This is a genomic window from Streptomyces sp. NPDC006798 (assembly GCF_040635975.1).
GTDB lineage: Bacteria > Actinomycetota > Actinomycetes > Streptomycetales > Streptomycetaceae > Streptomyces.
Map to the genome: position 1 here is coordinate 1 of NZ_JBEYIS010000092.1, position 19,136 is coordinate 19,136.

General features: G+C 74.8%; 4 protein-coding genes. All 4 read right to left on the minus strand.

What is annotated here, in order from left to right; translation table 11 throughout:
- Nucleotides 1-1,834 (minus strand): beta-ketoacyl synthase N-terminal-like domain-containing protein (locus ABZ714_RS33680; protein ID WP_358829177.1); only part of this gene is annotated, 1,834 nt, incomplete at its 3' end.
- A 79-nt stretch (nucleotides 1,835-1,913) separates the two neighbouring features.
- The gene (locus ABZ714_RS33685; protein ID WP_358829178.1) at nucleotides 1,914-7,391 is read right to left on the minus strand and encodes a beta-ketoacyl synthase N-terminal-like domain-containing protein; all 5,478 of its coding nucleotides are present in this window, start codon (nucleotides 7,389-7,391) and stop codon (nucleotides 1,914-1,916) included.
- A 90-nt stretch (nucleotides 7,392-7,481) separates the two neighbouring features.
- Nucleotides 7,482-13,079: a type I polyketide synthase gene (locus tag ABZ714_RS33690; RefSeq protein ID WP_358829179.1), complete on the minus strand. Its 5,598-nt coding sequence runs from the start codon at nucleotides 13,077-13,079 to the stop codon at nucleotides 7,482-7,484.
- 99 nt (nucleotides 13,080-13,178) lie between these two features.
- Nucleotides 13,179-19,088 (minus strand): type I polyketide synthase, encoded by a 5,910-nt coding sequence (locus tag ABZ714_RS33695; RefSeq protein WP_358829180.1) that lies wholly within the window; start codon nucleotides 19,086-19,088, stop codon nucleotides 13,179-13,181.
- Nucleotides 19,089-19,136 lie beyond the last annotated feature (48 nt).

The following is a 19,136-nucleotide window of genomic DNA, read 5'->3' on the forward strand; positions in this document are numbered from 1 at the left end:
CCAAACGCTCCGCGAACACCACCGACGAATCCAACAACCCCACAGCCATCCCCACCCACTGATGACCCTGCCCCGGAAACACAAACACCACCCGGTCCGGCGCGGAGACCGGGCCCGTTCCGATAACCGATCCCGGACCCGAACCACCGTTCGCGAGTACACCCAGATTCGCCGTCAATTCGTCCCGGCCCGATCCCACGGCGACCCCACGCCAGCCGAGTACCGCCCGCGAACTCACCAACTCGCCCGCGATATCCCGCGGATCGGCCCCGTCCTCGACCAGCGGCAGCAGACCGGCCGCCACACCCTTCAGACCACCGGGTGAACCGCCCGACACCACCAGCGGCACCACGCCGCCACCCACCACACCACCGGCACCGGCGCCCGAGCCCGGCTCGGCGGCCGGCTCCTCCTGAAGCTCCACCTCCGGCTCCTCCAGCAGGACATGGCAGTTCGTCCCGCTCACCCCGAACGAGGAGACCCCGGCCCGGCGCGGCTTCTCCCCGCGCGGCCATTCCCTGGGGTCGGTGAGCAGTTCCACGGCGCCGGAGTCCCAGTCCACCTCGGGTGTCGGCGCGTCCACATGCAGGGTGCGGGGCATCCGCTGATGGCGCATCGCCTCGATCACCTTGATCACCCCGCCGACTCCGGCGGCGGCGACGCTGTGGCCGATGTTCGACTTCAGCGAGCCCAGCATCAGCGGGTGCTCCGGCCGCCTGCCCTGCCCGTAGGTGGCCAGCAGCGCCCGCGCCTCGATCGGGTCGCCGAGGGTGGTCCCCGTACCGTGTGCCTCCACCAGGTCGACATCGGCGGCGCCGAGCCCGGCGTCGGCCAGCGCCTGCCGGATCACCCGCTCCTGCGCGGGGCCGCTGGGGGCGGCGAGCCCGTTGGACGCCCCGTCCTGGTTGACGGCGGAGCCCCGGATCACGGCATGGATCCGGTGGCCGAGACGGCGGGCGTCGGAGAGCCGTTCGACCAGGACGAGACCGGCGCCCTCGGCCCAGGAGGTGCCGTCGGCGGCGGCGGCGAAGGACTTGCAGCGGCCGTCGGCGGCCAGGCCGCGCTGTTTGGCGAAGTCGATATGCCCGCCGGGGTCGGCGTGGATGGTCACCCCGCCCGCGACGGCCAGGGTCGACTCCCCCGACCGGATCGACCGGATCGCCAGATGCAGCGCCACCAGCGACGACGAGCAGGCGGTGTCCAGGGAGACGGCCGGGCCCTCGAAGCCGTAGGTGTACGCCATCCGGCCGGAGGCGACACTGCTGAGCTTGCTGGTCATCAGGAAGCCCTCGAGCTCCTCGGGCACATTGAGCCCGTGGTAGCTCTCCTCCACGATGCCGACGAAGACGCCGGTACTGCTGCCCTTCAAGGTGGTGACGTCGATCCCGGCGTGCTCGAACAGCTCCCAGGAGGTCTCCATCAGCACCCGCTGCTGGGGGTCCATGGCGACGGCCTCGCGCGGGGAGATCCCGAAGAACCCGGCGTCGAAGAGGGGGGCGTCGGCCAGGAAGCCGGAGCGGGTCGAGTAGCACTTCTCGTTCAGCCGCTCCAGATCCCACTCGCGGTCGGTGGGAGGATCGGTGATGGCGTCGACGCCGTCGTCCACCAGCCGCCACAGATCGGCCGGGGACGCCACTCCGCCGGGGTAACGGCAGGCCATCCCGACGATCACCACCGGCTCCTCGTCGGCGGCCTCCGCCTCGGCCAGCCGCCGCCGGGTCTCCTGCAGATCGGCCGTGACCCATTTCAGATACTCGACCAGCTTCTCTTCCCTGGTCGCCGCCGCTCCGGCCGTGGTCCCGCCCGTGGTCGCCGTGGTCTCTGCGTCGGACATCGCGCCATCCCCCCATGCGTACGTGAATCCATGCGTACGTGAATGCGGTGCCGGGGACGGTCGGGTCCCCGGCACCAGGTCAGCGCCGGGTGCGCCCCAGCTCCGTGTCGATCAGGTCGAACATCTCGTCCACCGACGCCGAGGCGATCCGGTCGGCGGCCGCCTCCCGGTCGTCCTCGGTCGCGGCGGGTGCGGCGAACCGCGCGGCCATCGTCCGCAGCCGCCGGTGGAGGACGTCGCGGTGCCGCTGGTCGTCGGCCAGCTCCTCCAGTTCGGCGTCGAGCCGGTCCAGTTCGGCCAGCACCCGGCCGGCGGTGGGCGCGCCGCCGGGCGCGACCAGGGTCAGCAGATGGGCGGTGAGCGCTTCCGGGGTCGGATGGTCGAAGACCAGGGTGGCGGGGAGCCCGAGCCCCACCGCCGCGCCGAGCCGGTTGCGCAGCTCCATCGCGGTGAGGGAGTCGAAGCCCAGCTCCTGGAACTCGCTGCGGACGCCGACGGCGTACGGGTCGGCGTGGCCGAGGACGGCCGCGACCTCGGCGCGGACGATCCCGAGGACGAGGGCCTGCTGTCCGGCGGGGTCGAGGCCGCCGAGCCGGTCCTGCAGCGAGTCGGCGGGTCCGGCGGTCCGGACGCTACGCCGGGCGGGTGCGCGCCGCAGGTCCCGCAGGGCGGAGGGCACCTGTTCGGGCAGTGCCGACCGGTCGACGGAGGCATGGACCAGGACGGTCCGGCCGAGGCCGGCGGCGGTGTCGAAGGCGGCGGCGGTATCGGCTCCGGTCCGGGGGCGGAACCAGTCGTGGGCGCCCCGTCCGGCCGCCGTTGCCGGACCGTCGTCGTCCGGCTGTCCGGGCGGGCGGACGAACGCCGTGGCGGGCAGCCCGAGGGCGGCGCGGTGCCGGGCGAGCCGGTCGAGAAAGGCCGCGGCGGCTGCGCCGTGGGCCTGGCCGGGGGCGCCGAGGAGTCCGGCGGTGGAGTGTCCGATGACGAAGGCCGACAGGTCGAGGTCCCGGGTGAGCCGGTGCAGTTGCCAGGCGCCGTCGGCGGTGGCGGTCAGCATGGCGTCGAGCCGTTCGGCGGTGAGGGCCGTCACCGGTGCGTCGTCGCGGAAGGAGGGGAGGTGGACGACCGCCCGCAGGGGGTGTTCGGCCGGTACGGCCGCCAGCGTTCCGGCCAGGGCCGCCGGGTCGGCGGGGTCGCAGTGCGCGACGGTGGCCTCGGCGCCCAGGGCGGTGAGTTCGGCGGCGAGGGGCGTGAGGCCCGCCGTACCGGCTTCGGTGGGGGCGGTGAGCAGGAGCCGGGTCGCGCCGTGCGAGGTGACGAGTTCGCGGACGAGGGGTCCGGTGAGTCCGCCGGGGCCGCCGGTGACGAGGACGGTGCCCTTGTCGAAGGCGGGCCGGGGGGCGGTTTCACCTGCTTCGGTCGTAGCCGTCGCGGGGCGCAGCCGGGGTGCGGTGAAGCGGCCGTCCCGGTAGGCGAGTTCGGATTCCCCGGTCCGCAGGGCGGCGGCGAGTCCGGCCGGTGGTGCGGCGGCCGGGCCGGCGGCGCAGAGGACGATCCGGCCGCCGGTCTCGGCCTGGGCGGAGCGCAGCAGTCCGCGTACGGCGGCGCAGGCCAGGGCGGTGGCCGCCGTCTCGTCGGTCGCCGTCTCGTCGGTGGTGTCCGGGTCGGGCAGGAAGACGAGCAGCCGGGTGCCGTGGAGCCGTTCCTCGACGGCGAGTTCCCGGGCCAGGTCGAGTGCCTTTCCGGCCGCCTCGCGGGCGGCGGCGGTCACCTCGGTCGCGGTGCCGGGCCGCCAGGGCACGAGCAGCCAGTCGATCCGGGTGCCCGCCTCGACGGCTTCGGCCGCCTCGGCCAACCCCGCGTACCGGGTGATACCGGCCAGATCGACGTCGAGGGCGCCCCAGTGGGGCGGCTCGTCCCCGGGGACGGTCTCGACCGGGATCCATTCGAGGGTGTGGAGTTCGGTACCGGGCGAGGCGCCGTCCCGGCCCGTTCCGGGGCCGAGCGCGTCCTCGGACACGTCCCGGAAGGTGACCGCCTCGGCGGTGAGTACGGGTTCGCCGTGTTCGTCGGCGAGGGTGAGCGCCACCGCGGGCTCGTCGGTTCCCGGGGCCGGGGGCACTTCGGCGGTCCCGACCCGGACCGTGGCCGCGCCGCCCGCGTGCAGGCGTACGCCGCGCCAGTGGGCGGGCAGGGCGACGGTCCCGGGGCGCCCGGCCGTGCGGCGGGCGGGAAGCGCGGCGGCCAGCAGGGCGGGGTGGAGCCCGTACCGTACGGCCTCGGCGCTCCGTTCGTCGGTGAGGCCGATCGTGGTGGTGTTGCCGGTGGTGCTGTCCCCGGAGGCGGTACGGAGGACGGGGGCGGCCTCCGTACCGCCGCCGAGAACTCCCCTGGCGCAGTGCGTCCAGGGCGTCTCACCGGCTTCCGGCCGGGCGTGGACGGCGACGGTCCGGTCTCCGGAGCCGTCGGCGGGGGCCGGGCCGACGGTTACCCGGAGTTGCACGCCGCCGCTCTCGGGGAGCGGGAAGGGCGTCGTCGCGGTCAGTTCGCGGACGACGGTCGCGCCGGTCTCGTCCCCGGCGCGGATCGCGAGTTCCAGCAGGGCGGCGGGGGCCAGGACGGCCGTGTCCCCGATGGTGTGGTCGGCGAGCCAGGGGTGGGTACGGATCGAGATCCGCCCGGTGAGCAGGGTCTCGTCGCCGTCGGCCGGGGGGATCACGGCCGCCAGCAGGGGGTGGTCCGCGGCGGCGAGGCCGAGGGCGGCGGTGTCGCCGTGCCGGGCGGGCGGCTCGATCCAGTAGCGGTCGCGGCGGAAGGCGTAGGTGGGCAGCTCGATCCGGCGGGCGCCGGGATGGACGGCGGACCAGTCGAGTGCCGTGCCCCGGGCGTGCAGCGTGCCGCGGGCGGCGGCGACGGTACGGGCCTCGGAGCGGTCGCGGCGCAGCAGGGGTACGACGGCGCCGGGTTCGTGGTCGAGGCAGCGGGGCACGAGGGCGCTGAGGATGCCGTCGGGGCCGAGTTCGACGTAGTCGCCGACTCCCCGGGCCGCGAGGGTGCGGACGCCGTCGAGGAAGCGGACGGCCTCGCGGATGTGCCGTACCCAGTAGTCCGGGGAGCAGAGTTGTCCGGCCGTGGCCGGTTCGCCGGTGACATTGGAGACCACGGGCAGTCTCGGCGGGCGGAACGTCAGCGTCCGGAGCACCGTACGGAACTCTTCGAGCACGCCGTCCATATGCGGCGAGTGGAAGGCATGACTGACCTTGAGGGCGGTGGCCTTACGGCCCTCGCCCTTCCAGAGGGCGCTGATCTTCTCCACCACGTCGCGGTCGCCGGAGATCACCACGGACCGGGGCCCGTTCACGGCCGCGATCGCCACCGCGTCCCCGTAGCCCACCAGGGACTCCCGGACCTCCGCCTCCTCGCCCTCGATGGCGGCCATCGCGCCGTCGTCCCGGGCCGACTGCATCAGCCGGCCGCGCGCCGCGACGAGCACGCAGGCGTCGGGCAGATCGAGCACTCCGGCGGCATGGGCGGCCGCGACCTCGCCGATGGAGTGGCCCAGCAGTTGGTCCGGGACCACGCCCCAGGACGTGACCAGCCGGAACAGCGCCACCTCAACCGCGAACAAAGCGGGCTGGGCGAGGGCCGTACCGTCCAGCTCCTTCGCGGTGTCCGTGCCGGGTTCGGCGAACAGCACGTCCTTCAACGACCGCCCCAGCAGCGGGTCGAGCGCCGCGCAGATCTCGTCCAGCGCGCGGGCGAAGACCGGGGATGTCTCGTACAGCTCACGGCCCATGCCCGCGCGCTGCGAGCCCTGGCCGGTGAAGACGAACGCCAGCCCGCCGGGGCGGGCGCGGCCCGTCGTGGTCACGGCCGGGTCGGCGGTCCCGGCGGCCAGGGCCCGGAGTCCCCGGAGCAGTTCGCCGTGGTCGGCGCCGACCACGGTGGCGCTGTGGTCCAGCACGGCCCGGGTGGTCGCCAGGGAGTACGCGATGTCCGCGGCCCCGTACTCCGGATGGTCCCCGGCGAAGGCGAGCAGCCGCTCGGCCTGGCCGCGCAGCGCCTCCGGGGTCTTCGCCGACAGGGTCCAGCCGGCGGCGGACGACGCGACGGGTACGGACGGGTGCGCGGGCGCCGGAACGGCTGCCGCCGCGGGCCCGTCCGCCGCGAGCGGGGGCGCTTCCTCCAGAATCACATGGGCGTTGGTGCCGCCGATACCGAAGGCGGAGACCGCGGCCCGGCGCGGCCTGTCCCGGTCCGGCCAGGGCCGGGCCCGGTCGAGCAGGGCGACGGTCCCGGCGGACCAGTCGACGTGCGGGGTCGGCTCGTCGGCGTGCAGGGTGCGGGGCAGCCTGCCGTGGCGTAACGCCTCGACCATCTTGATGACGCCGCCGACCCCGGCCGCCGCCTGGGTGTGGCCGATATTGGATTTCAGGGAGCCCAGGAACAGAGGGTCTCCGGCGGGCCGGTCGCGGCCGTAGGTGGCCAGCAGGGCCCGGGCCTCGATCGGGTCCCCGAGCCGGGTGCCGGTGCCGTGCGCCTCGACGACGTCGACATCGGCGGCCGTGAGGCCCGCGTCCGCCAGCGCCTGCCGGATCACCCGCTCCTGCGCGGGGCCGTTGGGCGCGGTCAGCCCGTTGGAAGCGCCGTCCTGGTTGACGGCGGAGCCGCGCAGTACGGCGAGTACCCGGTGGCCGTTGCGCCGGGCGTCGGAGAGCCGCTCCAGGACGAGCATGCCCGCGCCCTCGGCCCAGGCGGTGCCGTCGGCCCCGGCGCCGAACGCCTTGCACCGGCCGTCGGGCGACAGGGCCCGCTGCCGGGAGAACTCCATGATCGAGAACGGGGTGGGCATCAGGGTCGCCCCGCCGGTGAGCGCGAGATCGCACTCGCCGCGCCGCAGCGCCTGGGCCGCGAGGTGCAGGGTGACCAGCGACGACGAGCAGGCGGTGTCCACGGCGACGGAGGGGCCTTCGAGGCCGAAGACGTAGGAGAGCCGTCCGCAGGCGATGCTGCTGGAGAGGCCGCTGGCGAGATGTCCGGACAGCTCGGCGGGGACGTCGTCCAGGACACCCGCGCCGTACCCCTGGTACATCAGCCCGGTGAAGACCCCGGTCCTGGTGCCGCGGAGGGTGGCGGGGACGATCCCGGCGCTCTCCATCGCCTCCCAGGTCGTCTCCAGGAGCAGCCGCTGCTGCGGGTCGGCGGCGACGGCCTCGCGCGGCGACATCCCGAAGAAGGCGGCGTCGAAGTCGGTCATCCCGTCGACGAAGCCGCCGTGCCGGGTCAGGGTCTTGCCGTTGCGGTCGGGATCGGGGTCGTAGACGTCCTCGTCCCAGCCCCGGTCGGTGGGGAACTCGGAGATGGCGTCGGTGCCCTCGTCCACCAGCCGCCACAGCCCGGCCGGGGATTCCACTCCGCCGGGATAGCGGCAGGAGGCGCCGACGATCGCCAGGGGCTCCCGGGCCCGCTCCTCCACCTCCTTCAGCCGTGCCCGGGCATCACGCGCGTCCGCGACGGCCCGCTTCAGATACGTACGGAGTTCGTTCTCGTCAGCCATGTCACACCACCGCTCCAGAAAGGCCGGACAGACCGGACATGAGAGGTCCACGCGTCGTTCGACGCCCGGGCACCGCCATCGCGCCGTCTCCTATTCCGCGCCGTCGACCAGGGCGAAGAGCTCCTCGTCGCTGGCCGATTCGAGATCGCGGCCCGGGGCTTCCCCGGTGCCGAGCTGGAGCAGTTCCTGGAGGCGGGCGGCGATCAGGCCCTGGGCCGCCGGGTCCCCGGCGGAGGACCGGATCAGCTCCTCCAGCCGGTCGAGCCCGGCGAGTACCGGGGCGACGGCGGGCGCGGGGGCTGCCGGGGCGTCGGGGATGCCCAGTTCGCCGTCGAGATGGCGGGCCAGGGCGTCGGCCGACGGATGGTCGAAGGCGACCGTGCTGGGCAGCGGCAGGCCGGTGACGCCGGCCAGCTGGTTGCGGAGTTCGACGGCGGTCAGCGAGTCGAAGCCCAGCTCCTGGAGCGGGGTGCCGGGTTCCACGGCCAGCGGGTCGGCATGGCCGAGTACGGCGGCGATCCTGGCCCGGACCAGGTCGGTGAGGGTCCTGCGGCGCGCGTCGGGCCCGAGTCCGGCGAGCCGTTCGGCGAGTGACGGGCCCGCGGGCGCGTCCCCGGCGGCGCGCCGGGCGGGCTTGCGGACCAGGCCCTTCAGCAGGGCCGGCGGTTCGGCGCCGCCGCGCAGCGCCCCGGCGTCGAACCGGGTGAGGGCGAGGACGGCCTCTCCGGTGTCGTGTGCCGCGTCGAAGAGGGTCATGGCGTGGTCGGAGGAGAGGGGGCGCAGTCCGATCCTGGCCAGCCTGCGCAGATCGACGGCGTCGAGTTCGCCGGTGATGGCGCTGGTCTCGGCCCAGAGTCCCCAGGCGAGGGAGAGGCCGGGGAGCCCTTCGGCCCTGCGGTGGGCGGCGAGGGCGTCCAGGAAGGTGTTGCCCGCCGCGTAGTTGGCCTGGCCCGCGGTGCCGAAGAGTCCGGCGAGGGAGGAGTAGAGCACGAAGGCCGAGAGTTCGGTGTCTCGGGTGAGGTCGTGCAGATTCCACGCCGCGTCGATCTTGGCGGCGACGACCCTGTCGAGCTGTTCGGGGGTGAGGGCGGTGACGACTCCGTCGGCCACCACGCCCGCCGTGTGGACGACCGCCGTGAGCGGCCGGTCCTCCGGCACATCGGCGAGTACGGCCGCCAGCGCCTCGCGGTCGGCGATGTCGCAGGCGGCGATGGTGACCCGGGCGCCGAGGCCGGTGAGTTCCGCCGTCAGTTCGGCGGCGCCGGGCGCCGACTCGCCGCGCCGGCTGAGGAGCAGCAGATCGCGGGCGCCGTGCCGGGTGACCAGATGGCGGGTGAGTACGGTGCCGAGGGCGCCGGTCGCGCCGGTGACGAGGACGGTACCGGTGTCCCAGCGGGGCGCGGCCGATTCCTGATCGTCGGGGCCGGGCAGGGGCCTGGCCAGCCGGGGTACGAGTATCCGGCCCGCCCGGACGGCGAGCTGGGGTTCGTTCGCGGCGACGGCTGCGGCCACGGCGGGCAGTGTCTCGGCGGAGACGGTGTCGACGTCGACCAGGGCGAACCGGTCGGGGTGTTCGGTCGAGGCCGAGCGGAGCAGGCCCCAGACACCCGCCCGGGCGAGGTCGGTGACGTCCTCGGCTCCGGCGGCGACGGCGCCGGAGGTGACGACGATCAGACGCGCGGCGGCGAGCCGCTCGTCACCGAGCCAGGTCCGGACCGTACGCAGGGTGTCGTGGAGTGCGGCCCGGGCGGCGCCGGGGATACCGGAGTCGGCGTCGGCGGGGCCGGTCAGCGGGAGGAGGACGACCGGCGGTACGCCGGCTCCGGCGTCGACGGCCCCGATCAGCGCGTCGAGACCGGGATGGACCGTGGCGCCGGGTACGTCGAGCGGGTGGTCGCCGGTGGCGAGGACGGCCCAGCCGTCGGTGCCCGGTACGGCTCCGGTGGTGCCGGGGGCCGACGGGTCGAAGGCGGTCCACTCGATCCGGAACCTGCCGGAGCGGAGTACGGGGTCGGATTCGGCGAGCGCGTCCTTGGAGAGGGGCCGCAGGGTGAGCGCCTCGACGGTGGCGACCGGGGCGCCGGTGTCGTCGGCGAGGGTCAGCTCCGCCTTCGGGGATTCGCCGTCGGGGTCGGTGACGACGAGCCGGACCCGGAGCGCGGTGGCGCCCGTACGGTACACGGTGACACCGGACCAGGCGAACGGCAGCCGGGCGGGTCCGTCGTCGGCGAACACTCCGGGGAGCAGTGGGTGGAGCGCCGCGTCGAGGAGCGCCGGGTGCAGGGCGAACGCGGTGTCGTCGGGGCGGGCGTCGTCGGGCAGGGCGACTTCGGCGTGGATCGCGTCGGCGGTCCGCCAGACCCGGCGCAGGCCCTGGAAGGCGGGGCCGTAGGAGTAGCCGCGGTCGTGCAGCCGGTCGTAGATCCCGTCGAGGTCGGCCTCGGTGCCGTCGGCGGGGGGCCAGACGGTGAGGTCCGCCGCCGGGGGCGTACCGCCGGGCGCGCCGGTGGCGAGGGTTCCGGTGGCGTGGGTGTGCCACGGGGTGTCGGGCGCGGTCTCGGTGTCCGGCCGGGAGTGGACGGCGATGGTGCGGCGGCCGTGTTCGTCGGCGGGTCCGGTCTTGACCTGGAGGTGGATTCCGCCGTTCTCGGGGAGGACCAGGGGGGCGGCAAGGGTGAGTTCCTCGACGCGGTCGCAGCCGACCTCGGCCCCGGCGCGGACGGCGAGTTCGAGCAGGGCGGTGCCGGGGACGAGGACCGTGCCCAGGACCGCGTGGTCGGCGAGCCAGGGGTGGCCGCGGAGGGAGATCCGGCCGGTGAAGAGGACGGTGTCCTCGTCGGCGAGGTGGACGGCGGCGCCGAGCAGCAGGTGGTCGGCGGAGTTCAGGCCGAGTCCGGTGGCGTCGGTGGGCGCGTTCTCCTCGGTGAGCCAGTAGCGGTCGCGGCGGAAGGCGTAGGTGGGCAGCTCGATCCGGCGGGCCGCGGGCAGGATCGCGTCCCAGTCGGGTACGGCGCCGCGGGCGTGGAGCCGGCCGAGCGCGGCGGCGGCGGTCCGGTCGCCGGGGCGGTTCCTGCGGAGGAGGGGGATCAGGGCACCCGGCTCCTCCGGTGAGGCTCCGGCGGCGAGTGCGGTGAGGACGGCGTCGGGGCCGAGTTCGACGAAGTCGGTGACGCCTTCGGCGGTGAGGGTGCGGACGCCGTCGAGGAAGCGGACGGCCTCGCGGATGTGCCGTACCCAGTAGTCCGGGGAGCAGAGTTGTTCGGCCGTGGCCGGTTCGCCGGTGACATTCGAGACCACGGGCAGCGTCGGCGGGCGGAACGTCAGCGTCCGGAGCACCGTACGGAACTCTTCGAGCACGCCGTCCATATGCGGCGAGTGGAAGGCATGGCTGACCTTGAGGGCGGTGGTCTTTCGGCCCTCGCCCTTCCAGAGGGCGCTGATCTTCTCGACCACGTCGCGGTCGCCGGAGATCACCACGGACCGGGGCCCGTTCACGGCCGCGATCGCGACGGCGTCCCCGTATCCGGCGAGGGATTCCCGGACCTCCGCCTCCTCGCCCTGGATCGCGGCCATCGCGCCGTCGTCCCGGGCGGACTGCATCAGCCGGCCGCGGGTGGCGACGAGCGCGCAGGCGTCGGGCAGATCGAGCACTCCGGCGGCATGGGCGGCCGCGACCTCGCCGATGGAGTGGCCCAGCAGTTGGTCCGGGACCACGCCCCAGGACGTGACCAGCCGGAACAGCGCCACCTCAACCGCGAACAAAGCGGGCTGGGCGTAGGCGGTCCGGTCGAGCAGCGCCGCTTCGGGCGTGCCGGTCTCGGCGAAGAGGACGTCCTTCAAGGGCCGGTCGAGCAGCGGGTCGAGTGCCGCGCAGATCTCGTCCAGCGCGCGGGCGAAGACCGGGGATGTCTCGTACAGCTCACGGCCCATGCCCGCGCGCTGCGAGCCCTGGCCGGTGAAGAGGAAGGCGGTACGGCCCGAGCGGGCCCGGCGGGTCCGGTGGACGGCGGCGGCCTCGGGGTCGGCGGCGAGGGCGCGTAAACCGGCCGTCAGCGTGTCGTGGTCGGCGCCGACGACGGTGGCGCTGTGGTCGAGTACGGCCCGGGTGGTCGCGAGGGAGTACGCGATGTCCGCGATGCCGTGCTCGGGGTGTGTCTCGACGAAGGCGAGCAGCCGCTCGGCCTGGCCCTGGAGCGCCTCCGGGGTCTTCGCGGACAGGGTCCACGGCAGGGTGGCGGGGGTGGCATCGGCTGACGGGCCCGCCTCGGCGTCGGCGGGGCCGGTTTCGGCTGCTTCCGCCGGGTCGTCCGGGGCCTGTTCCACGATGACATGGGCGTTGGTGCCGCCGAGGCCGAAGGAGGAGACGGCGGCCCGGCGCGGCGCGCCGGTGTCGGGCCAGTCGGTGGTCTCGGTGACGAGTTCGACGTTCCCGGCGGACCAGTCGACGTGCGGCGTCGGTTCGTCGACGTGCAGGGTCCTCGGTATCCGGCCGTGGCGTATCGCCTCGATCATCTTGATGACGCCGCCGACCCCGGCCGCCGCCTGGGCGTGGCCGATGTTGGACTTCATCGATCCGAGGAGGAGGGGCCGGTCGGCGGGCCGGTCGCGGCCGTAGGTGGCGAGCAGGGCCCGGGCCTCGATCGGGTCCCCGAGCCGGGTGCCGGTGCCGTGCGCCTCGACGACGTCGACATCGGCGCCGGTGAGGTCCGCGTCCGCCAGCGCCTGCCGGATCACCCGCTCCTGCGCGGGGCCGTTGGGCGCGGTGAGCCCGTTGGACGCGCCGTCCTGGTTGACGGCGGAGCCGCGCAGTACGGCGAGTACCCGGTGGCCGTTGCGCCGGGCGTCGGAGAGCCGCTCCAGCAGCAGCAGTCCGACCCCTTCGGCCCAGGCCGTGCCGTCGGCGGCGGCGGCGAAGGACTTGCACCGGCCGTCGGGCGACAGGGCCCCCTGCCGGGAGAACTCCAGGAAGGAGACGGGTGTCGACAGGATCGTCACGCCGCCCGCGAAGGCCAGATCGCATTCGCCGCGCCGCAGCGCCTGGGCCGCGAGGTGCAGGGTGACCAGCGACGACGAGCAGGCGGTGTCGAGCGCGACGGCGGGGCCCTCGAAGCCGAAGGTGTACGAGACCCGCCCGGTGCCCATACTGCCCATGCTGCCGCTGACGAGGTACGCCTCGAAGTCCTGTTTGGGGAGCCGCGGCCTGGCCCCGTAGTCGTGGTACATCTGCCCCACGTACATCCCGGTATTGGTGCCGCGGAGGGTGGCGGGGACGATCCCGGCGCTCTCCATCGCCTCCCAGGTCGTCTCCAGGAGCAGCCGCTGCTGCGGGTCCGCGGCGAGCGCGTCCCGCGGGGACATCCCGAAGAACGCGGGGTCGAATCCGGCGATGTCGTCGATGAATCCGCCGTCGCGGACGTAGGAGTGGCCGACCCGCTCGGGGTCCGGGTCGAAGAGGTCCTCGGGCCAGTCGCGGTCGGTGGGGAACTCGGAGACCGCGTCGGTGCCCTCGTCGACCAGCCGCCACAGCTCGGCGGGGGAGGTCACACCGCCTGGATAGCGGCAGGAGGCGCCGACGATCGCCAGGGGCTCCCGGGCCCGCTCCTCCACCTCCTTCAGCCGTGCCCGGGCATCACGCGCGTCCGCGATGGCCCGCTTCAGATACGTACGGAGTTCGTTCTCGTCAGCCACGTCAAACCACCGCTCCAGAAAGGCCGGAAAGACCGGGGAGATCGCAAAGACCGGACAGATTCATCAGTCGGGACCAGGGCCGCTCCATCGCGCCGCCGCTCACTCGACGCCGTCGACGAGGGCGAAGAGTTCGCCGTCGCTGGCCGTGTCGAGCCCTCTGCGGGCGCCGCCGCCGGCGAGTTCCAGCAGCTCCCGCAGCCGGGCGGAGACGGTGCTCCAGGCGTCGGCGTCCGAGGCGATCGACCGGATGCGGTCCGCCAGCCCGTCGAAGGCGGGATCGGGGGCGGCGGTCGCGGGCTCCGGCTCCGGCTCTCCGGTGGAGATCTCCCCTTCGAGATATCCGGCCAGCGCGTCGGCCGACGGATGGTCGAAGGCTACGGTGCTGGGCAGCACGAGTCCGGTCACGGCGTTGAGCCGGTTGCGCAGTTCGACCGCGGTGAGCGAGTCGAAGCCCAGCTCCTGGAAGGCCCGGCCGGATTCGACGGCCTGGGGGTCGGGATAGCCCATCACCTCCGCGATGTGGGTTCGGACGACGTCGAGCAGGGCGCCGCGGCGCTTGCCCGGCGGGAGTGCCGCCATCCGGCCCGCCCAGCTGTCGCCGGTGCGGGTGGCGGCGGTCGCGGCCCGGGCGGCCCGGGGCGCGCGGACCCGGACCAGTCCGCGCAGTGGTGCGGGCTGGGCGGCGGGGTCGCCGGTACGGGCCGTGGTGTTCAGGGCCGTCGGTACGGTCAGGGCGTCCCCGGTCGTGAGCGCCGCGTCGAAGAGGGCGAGCCCCTGTTCGGGGGTGATGGGGGTGATTCCGGCCCCGGCCCAGCGGGCGAGGTCGGCCCGGCCGAGGGTGCCGCCGAGGCCGTGGGTGCCGTCCCACAGGCCCCATGCCTGCGAGGTGGCGGCGAGTCCGGTGGCGGCGCGGTGGGCGGCGAGCGCGTCGAGATAGGTGTTGGCCGCCGCGTAGTTCGCCTGGCCGGGGGTGCCGATGAGGCCGGAGACGGAGGAGAAGAGGACGAACGCGGCGAGCTTGCCGTCCCGGGTCAGTTCGTGCAGATGCCAGGCGGCGTCGAGCTTGGGCCGCAGGACCCGGGTGAGCTGCTCGCCGGTGAGGGCCGTCAGGGTCGCGTCGGCGAGTACGCCCGCGGTGTGGACGACGGCCGTCAGCGGATGCTCGTCGGGGATTCCGGCGAGCAGGGCGGCGACTTCGGCCCGGTCGGCGACGTCACGGGCCTCGATCCGGACCTGGGCGGCGCCGAGGCCGGTGAGTTCGGCCGCGAGTTCCCGGGCGCCGGGCGCGTCCTCGCCGCGCCTGCTGCACAGCAGCAGCCGCCGGACGCCGTACCGGGTGACGAGGTGCCGGGCGAAGAGGGCGCCGAGCCCTCCGGTGCCGCCGGTGATCAGTACCGTACCGTCCAGGTCCCAGGCGGGCCCTTCGTCGCGGCCGCCGCCCTCGGTCCTGACCAGCCGGGGGACGAGCAGGGCGCCCTCGCGGACGGCGAGTTGGGGCTCTCCGGTGGCGACGGCTGCCGCGAGCAGGTCGTCCGCCGCGGTCGCCGGGTCGAGATCGACGACGGTGATCCGGCCGGGGTGTTCGGACTGGGCGGTCCTGGCCATGCCCCAGACCGTGGCGGCGGCCAGATCGGTGAGGTCGTCGCCGGTTCCGGCGGCGACGGCGCCCCGGGTGACCAGCAGCAGCCGGGTATCGGCGAGCCGGGTGTCGGAGACGAACCGGCGCAGCAGGTCCAGGGTGCGTCCGGCGGTGGCGTGGGCCGTTTCGATGTCGTACGGGTCGCCGTCCGCGCGGCAGGTCACCCGCAGGACGTCCGTCCCGGCGGCGACGGCGGTGAGGTCGTCGTCGGCGGTGAGGTCGGTCCAGGCCGGGCGGGTGCCGGTGGTCTCCGGCGCTTCCACGGGCTGCCACTCCAGCCGGAGGAGGGCGGCGCCCCGGCCGGCGCGGGCGGCATGGTCGACGCTGAGCTTCGCCCGTTCGACCGGGCGGAGGGTGAGGGTGTCGACGGTGGCGACGGGTTCCCCGGTGGCGTCGGCGGCCAGGACGGCGAAGGCGCCGCCCTTCTTCGGGGTGAGCCGGACCCGGAGGGCGGTGGCGCCGACGGCGTGGATCCTGGCTCCGGCCCAGCTGAACGGGAGGGCGATCCGGTCCTCGCCGACGGTGTCGAGTCCGGTCAGGACCAGCGGGTGGAGCGCGGCGTCCAGCAGGGCGGGGTGGAGTCCGTACCGGTCGGCGCCGCCCGGGTCCTCGCCGTCGGCGCCGATCTCGGCGAAGAGGGTGCCGTCCGCCCGCCGCCACAGGGCGCGCAGGCCCCGGAACACCGGCCCGTAGCCGTAGCCGCCTTCGGCCAGCCGGGGGTAGGCGTCGGTGAGCGGTACGGCGGTGGTGTCGGCGGGCGGCCACTCCCCCAGCCCTTCGGGGATGCCGGACGCGGCGGGGCCGAGGACTCCGGTGGCGTGGCGGACCCAGGGCCCTGGTTCGTCGTCGGCGCCGGGGGCGTCTTCGGGCCGGGAGTGCGCGGTGAAGGCGCGCCGGCCGTCGGCGCCGGGGGCGTCGACCTCGATCTGGAGGCGGGCCGTATCGGATCCGGCCAGGGCGAGGGGCGCTTCGAGGGTGAGGTCGAGCAGGAGTTCGGCGCCGGTCAGCCGTCCGGCGGCGAGAGCGAGTTCGAGGAAGGCGGTGGCCGGGAGGAGTACGGTGCCGCCGACCTCGTGGTCGGCCAGCCAGGGCTGGCCGGTGAGGGAGAGCCGGCTGGTCAGTACGGTGGCGTCGCGGCCCGCGAGATCGACGGCCGAGGTGATCAGCGGATGGGCCGAGCGGCCGGTCGGGCCGCCGGCGGCTCCGGTGCCCGCGGTGAGCCAGTAGCGCCTGCGCTGGAAGGCGTAGGTGGGCAGTTCGGTCCGTCCGGTGCCGGGGATCAGGGCGGCCGGATCGCCGCCGAGGCCGAGGACCTGGGCCCGGGCCAGCGCCGTGACGAGGGCGCGGGCATCGGGTTCGGCTCCGGTGAGCAGGGGGATCGCGACGCCGGGGCCGTCGTCGGAGGCCCGGTCGAGGGCGGCGCTGTGGCTGCCGTCGGGGCCGATCTCCAGTACGCCGGTGACGCCGTCGGCCCGGAGCTTCCCGATGGTGTCGTGGAGTCGTACGGTGCCGTGGATCTGCCGGGTCCAGAAGTCGGCCGAGCCGAGGTCCCGGCCGGTGGCGGGGAGGCCGGTGACGGCGGAGTGGACCGGGATCCGGGGGGTGTGGAAGGTGAGTTCGGCGGCGAGGGCGTGGAACCGGGTGGCGATGTCGTCGTGCAGCGGCGAGTGGAACGCCTGCCCGACGGGGAGGGTCCGGATCTCGTGGCCCTGGGCGGCCCAGCCCGCGGTGACGAACTCCACGACGTCGGCGGTGCCGGAGACGACCACCCGGTCGGGTCCGTCGACGGAGGCGAGGGCCAGATCGCCGGGATGGTCGGCGAGGGTGAGGGCGATCTCCCGCTCCCCGGCGCCGACGACGGCCATCGCGCCGTCCGCTCCGGCGGCGTCGACGAGCGCGCCGTAGGCGACGGCGAGGCCGGTGGCGTCCCGCAGGGAGAGCACTCCGGCCGCGTGGGCGGCGGCGATGGATCCGACGGAATGGCCGACGACGGCCTCGGGCTCGGGGCCGGTGGTCTCGAGGAGCCGGTAGAGCGCGGTCTGGAAGGCGAAGAGGGCGGGCAGGGCGTACCGGCTCGGCGGCGGTGTGCCCGGGGCGGCCGGTCCGTCGGCGAGCAGGAGTTCGCGTACGGGCCCGGCGGTGTCGTCGTCCAGTTCGGCCAGTACGGCGTCGAGGGCGGCGGCGAAGACGGGGAACGCGCGGTGGAGCGCGCGGCCCATTCCGGCCCGGGCGGTGCCGTGTCCGGCGAAGAGGTAGGCGGTCGTCCCGGCGTCGGTCGCGCTGCCGGTCACCAGGCCGGGGGCTTCGGTGCCCCGGGCGAGGGCGTCGAGGGCGGCCAGATAGCCGCCCGGGTCGTCGGCGACGACGGCCGCGCGGTGTTCGAAGAGGGTACGGCCGGTGGCGAGGGTCCGGCCGACGTCCGCCGGGGAGAAGTCCGGGCGCCCGGCCAGCAGCTCCCGCAGCCCGGCGGCCTGGGCCCGCAGGGCCGCCTCGTCCCGGGCGGAGACCAGCCACGCTACGGGGGCGGCGGCAGCGGTCTCCGTACCGGCGGCGCTCTCCGGTGCGGCGGCGGATTCCGTACCGTCGGCGGCGTCCGGGAGCGCGTCGGTTTCCGGTGCGGGGCCGGTCTCGGGCCGGGCGTACTCCTCCAGGACGACATGGGCGTTGGTGCCGCTGATGCCGAACGAGGAGACGGCGGCCCGCCGGGGGCGGCCGGTCAGCGGCCACTCCCGGGTCTCGCGGACGAGTTCGACGGCCCCCGACGACCAGTCGACGTGCGGGGTCGGCCGGTCCACACCGAGGGACGGCGGCAGTACGCCGTGCCGCAGGGCCTGGACCATCTTGATCACACCGCCGACACCGGCGGCGGCCTGGGCGTGTCCGATGTTGGACTTGAGGGAGCCCAGCAGGACCGGGCGGGCCGCGTCGCGGTCCTTGCCGTACGTGGCCAGGATCGCCTCGGCCTCGATGGGGTCGCCGAGCCGGGTGCCGGTGCCGTGGGCCTCGACCGCGTCGACGTCCCGGGTGTCGAGTCCGGCGTCGGCGAGGGCCTCCCGGATGACCCGCTGCTGGGAGGGGCCGTTGGGGGCGGTGAGCCCGTTGGAGGCGCCGTCCTGGTTGACGGCGGAGCCGCGGACGACGGCGAGCACCGGATGGCCGAGCCGTTCGGCGTCGGAGAGACGTTCGACCAGCAGGACGCCGACGCCTTCGGCCCAGGCGGTGCCGTCGGCGGCGGCGGCGAACGGCTTGCAGCGGCCGTCGGGCGCGAGTCCGTCCTGCCGGGAGAACTCCACGAAGATGCCGGGGGTCGACATCACGGTCACGCCGCCGGCCAGGGCGAGATCGGATTCGCCGGACCGCAGGGAGCGGATCGCCAGATGGAGGGCGGAGAGCGAGGACGAGCAGGCGGTGTCGACGGTGACGGCGGGGCCGGTGAGACCGAGCTGGTAGGAGATCCGGCCGGACATCACACTGGCCGTGTTGCCGGTCAGCAGATGGCCTTCGACGCCTTCGGGCGCGTCGTGCATCCGGGGGCCGTAGTCCGATGCCATGGCGCCGATGAAGACACCGGTCCGGCTGCCGTGCAGGGAGCGGGCGTCGATCCCGGCCCGCTCCAGGGACTCCCAGGAGGTTTCGAGGAGCAGCCGCTGCTGCGGGTCCATGGCCTGGGCCTCGCGGGGCGAGATGCCGAAGAAGGCGGCGTCGAAGTCGCCCGCGTCGTGGAGGAAGCCGCCGTGGCGGACGGCGGACCTGCCGGGGCGCCGGGGGTCCGGGTCGTAGAGGTCGGGGTCCCAGTCGCGGTCGACCGGGAACTCGGTGACGGCGTCGCGCCCTTCGGCGACCAACCGCCACAGATCCTCCGGGGAGGCGACCTCGCCGGGGTAGCGGCAGGCCATGGCGACGACGGCGATGGGTTCGGGCCCGTCGGCGGCGGGAGCGGTCGCGCTCCCGCCGTTCGCTCCGGCCGGGGTCGGCTTCTCGGCGACCGGCTCGGGTTCGGGGCTCTCGCGGAGTCCGGTGGCGAGCCGGGCGACGAGTTCGCGGCCGGTCGGGAAGTCGTAGAGCAGGGAGGCGGGGAGGGCGAGCCCGGTCGCCGTGCCGAGCCGGTTCCTCAGCTCCAGGGAGCCCTGGGAATCGAATCCGAGATCCTTGAAGGTCTGCCGCATATCCCGTTCGTCGAGCGACGGATGGGCGAGTACGGCGGCGGCATGGGACCGGACCAGGAATCCGAGTTCCTTGCGGAGCGCCTTTCTGTTCGTACGGGCCAGCCGGCGCAGTTCGGCGCCCATTCCGGTGGGTTCGTCGGCGCGGTGTTCGTCCTCGCCGATCCAGTAGCGCTTGCGGTCGAAGGCATACGTCGGCAACTCCACCCGACCCCCACCCGACACCGAACCCGGCGCCACACCCACCACAGCACC